Origin of the sequence: Bradyrhizobium algeriense, from assembly GCF_003062295.1 — a bacterium.
GTDB classification, from domain to species: Bacteria; Pseudomonadota; Alphaproteobacteria; order Rhizobiales; family Xanthobacteraceae; genus Bradyrhizobium; species Bradyrhizobium algeriense.
The window spans coordinates 1-2,364 of the sequence record NZ_PYCN01000116.1 but is presented as its reverse complement, the minus strand read 5'-3'; the positions used below and the strand labels follow the sequence as shown (position 1 = coordinate 2,364).

Here is a 2,364-nt window from a genome sequence, read left to right as displayed (position 1 = left end):
TGCCGGATGGAGAACCAGCCCGCAGGCCCTAAAGCGGACCTCCAAGGCACTCCACAGCGTGCGAGCTTCCTCTTCGCTACGGCAGTGGCAGATGATGTCGTCCGCATAACGCTCGAACGGAATGGCGGGAGAGCTCCGCGCCATCCAGACGTCGAACACATAGTGCAGGAACAGGTTCGCCAGGATGGGGCTGATGACCCCTCCTACAATGGTGCAAACTGCCGCTGTCTGAACCACCATAGCTCGGATCGGGCGGCGGAGCGACACGGAACACCACCGTGATGTCGCCGCGATCAATCTCAACGCGCTTGACCAGAAGGCGGATCAGATCTCGCTGAACAGACCAATCAACAGCCGACAGTTGGTCACGAACCTGTGCGGCAAAGTCTTCAAGCCGGCTCACAAGCAGCGACAGTGCTACACGTTGAGCCGCTTCGTCACGCAAGGCCTCAGCCTGCTCTTCCCATCCCTTGATCCGCTGGCGGAGTCCGGTGACCCGAGGCTCGAAGTCCGCCTTGTCGATCAAGCCCTCGGCGTAGCCATCGATCAGCCGCCCCATGCCGCGGCGCAGCTTGGCGAGTTGTGTCTCGATGCCAGCCAGGTCGGCCGCTCCCGGGTCTCGGGCCTGAACCACGCGCCGCTCGTGTTCCGCGGCGATCAAGCTCGGATCCTGCAAGACTCGCTCGACCTCACGCCACACCGCTTCATCCAGTCGATCCGTGCGCACCTGCGGGTTCGAGCATAGGTGCTCCCCACCAAAACGGTAGGCGTCGCTGCCGCAGCAGCGATAGTAGGCGTAGTCGCGCCGCTTGCCCTTGGCCGAACTCAGGCTGATGGCCTTGCCGTAATAGGCGTAGCCGCAGTGCTGGCACACGAGGAGCCCTTGCAGAAGATAGCGCTGACCGCGGGCGTGCTGCCGATTGCGGCGCCGGTTCTGCTCAAGCTGCTCGCGGACCGCCTCGAACAACGCCTCATCGACCAAGGGCGGGACCGGCACGCCAATCCACTCGCTTGGGGCCACAGCGTAAACCCCATGGGCTCGGCGGGGCTGCTCACGGCCGCCCCGCACCGGGCGCAACCGGGCCGGCCTAGGTCCGATCCGTGTCTTGCCGAAGGCCGCCGTGCCGCTATAGGCGGGGTTCCTGAGGATCCCCCACACGGTGCTCCGATCCCAGGCCGTCTTGCCGCTGCGCGTCAGACAGCCCTCCTGCTGGAGACGCCGGCAGGCCTCGCCGATGCTGACGCGCTCGCGGCCGATCCAGTGGAAGACCCGCCGCACGATCTGAGCCTCGTCCTCCAGGATCTCGTAACGGGCCACGCCCCCACCATCGCGCTTGCCGATGTAGCGGTAGCCGTAGGGGGCGCCGGAGAGCACGCTGACCGTGCCCTTGTGCGCGGCGTGGCGTTTGCCGCGTCGGCTGCGCTCCAGGATCTTGGCCCGCTCATACTCGGCCACCATGCCCTGAACCTGCAGCAAAAGATCGTCCTCCGGGGAGAGACCGATCGGCCGATTGAGAAAGACGATCTCAACCCCGGCGCGACGGATCTCTTCAATCAACAGCACCTGATAGGCATAGCGCCGGGCGAGCCGGTCGGGAGAATGCACGTAAAGACGATCGATGCTGCCAGCCGCCACCGCATCGCGCAAGCGCTCGAGGGCGGGCCGCACCAGGGTAGCGCCGCTGTAGCCCTCGTCGGTGAAGCGCTCATCGGGCGTGAGGGTGAGGCCGTCCTGCGCCAGGCGGGTCTCAAGGGCCTCAATCTGGCTGGCAATGGTGTTGTCGCTGGTCTGCTGCTCGGATGAGACGCGCGCGTAGATAGCACCGTTTAACGCTGTCATGCCCATGTCCTCCCGGGATTGTCGGCCGCTCTGGATGTGATCTCGTGTGGTGAGCCGCGTTCCTGCGGCCGGCGATGGAGTTGGCGTTCGACCATTGGCAGCAGGCGCTCGAAGGCGTCGGCCATGCATTGCTTGTCAAGCCGGCTGACCTCATGGCTCACCCGGACCTTGAGCATCGGGGGTATTATCTTGCGCCTTGGCATCGGCGCCTCCGTGATCGGGCCATCGCGTCCTGGACGGCCGACACAGCATCAACGGCGCACCCAGGAAACCATTGCCATACCGCGTTCGCAGCCGATCCCACGGGATCGTCACCGTGAGATCAAAGAGGAGTTTTGCACCATTGTAGGTGGGGTCCTTGGCCCGCAATGGGCGTGACTGGCATCATCTGATTGATCTGTGCGCACTGGCCGGCTCGCTCGTGATCGATCCCGATGGGACGTACGATCCGCGGCTGGTCAACGACCGCCTGCTGTTGGGGTTGAAGGGTACCATGTCGGAATACGAGCTGAGCCTGATGCGCC

Annotated in this window: 2 protein-coding genes and 1 pseudogene; 1 reads left to right on the top strand and 2 read right to left on the bottom strand. The window is 64.7% G+C overall.

Features of this window, described 5'->3' with window-relative positions:
• Both C7G61_RS42505 and C7G61_RS42500 read right to left on the bottom strand, forming a co-directional pair.
• The coding region (locus C7G61_RS42505; protein ID WP_338026198.1) for a reverse transcriptase domain-containing protein at window positions 1–240 on the bottom strand (240 nt) is incomplete at its 3' end.
• A 457-nt stretch (window positions 241–697) separates the two neighbouring features.
• Window positions 698–1,840 (bottom strand): annotated as a pseudogene (locus C7G61_RS42500) (recombinase family protein); the annotation flags it as partial.
• A 349-nt stretch (window positions 1,841–2,189) separates the two neighbouring features.
• Between C7G61_RS42500 and C7G61_RS42490 the strand changes: the two are divergent.
• On the top strand, window positions 2,190–2,364 hold a 175-nt coding region (locus tag C7G61_RS42490), incomplete at its 3' end, for a recombinase family protein (RefSeq protein ID WP_244608783.1).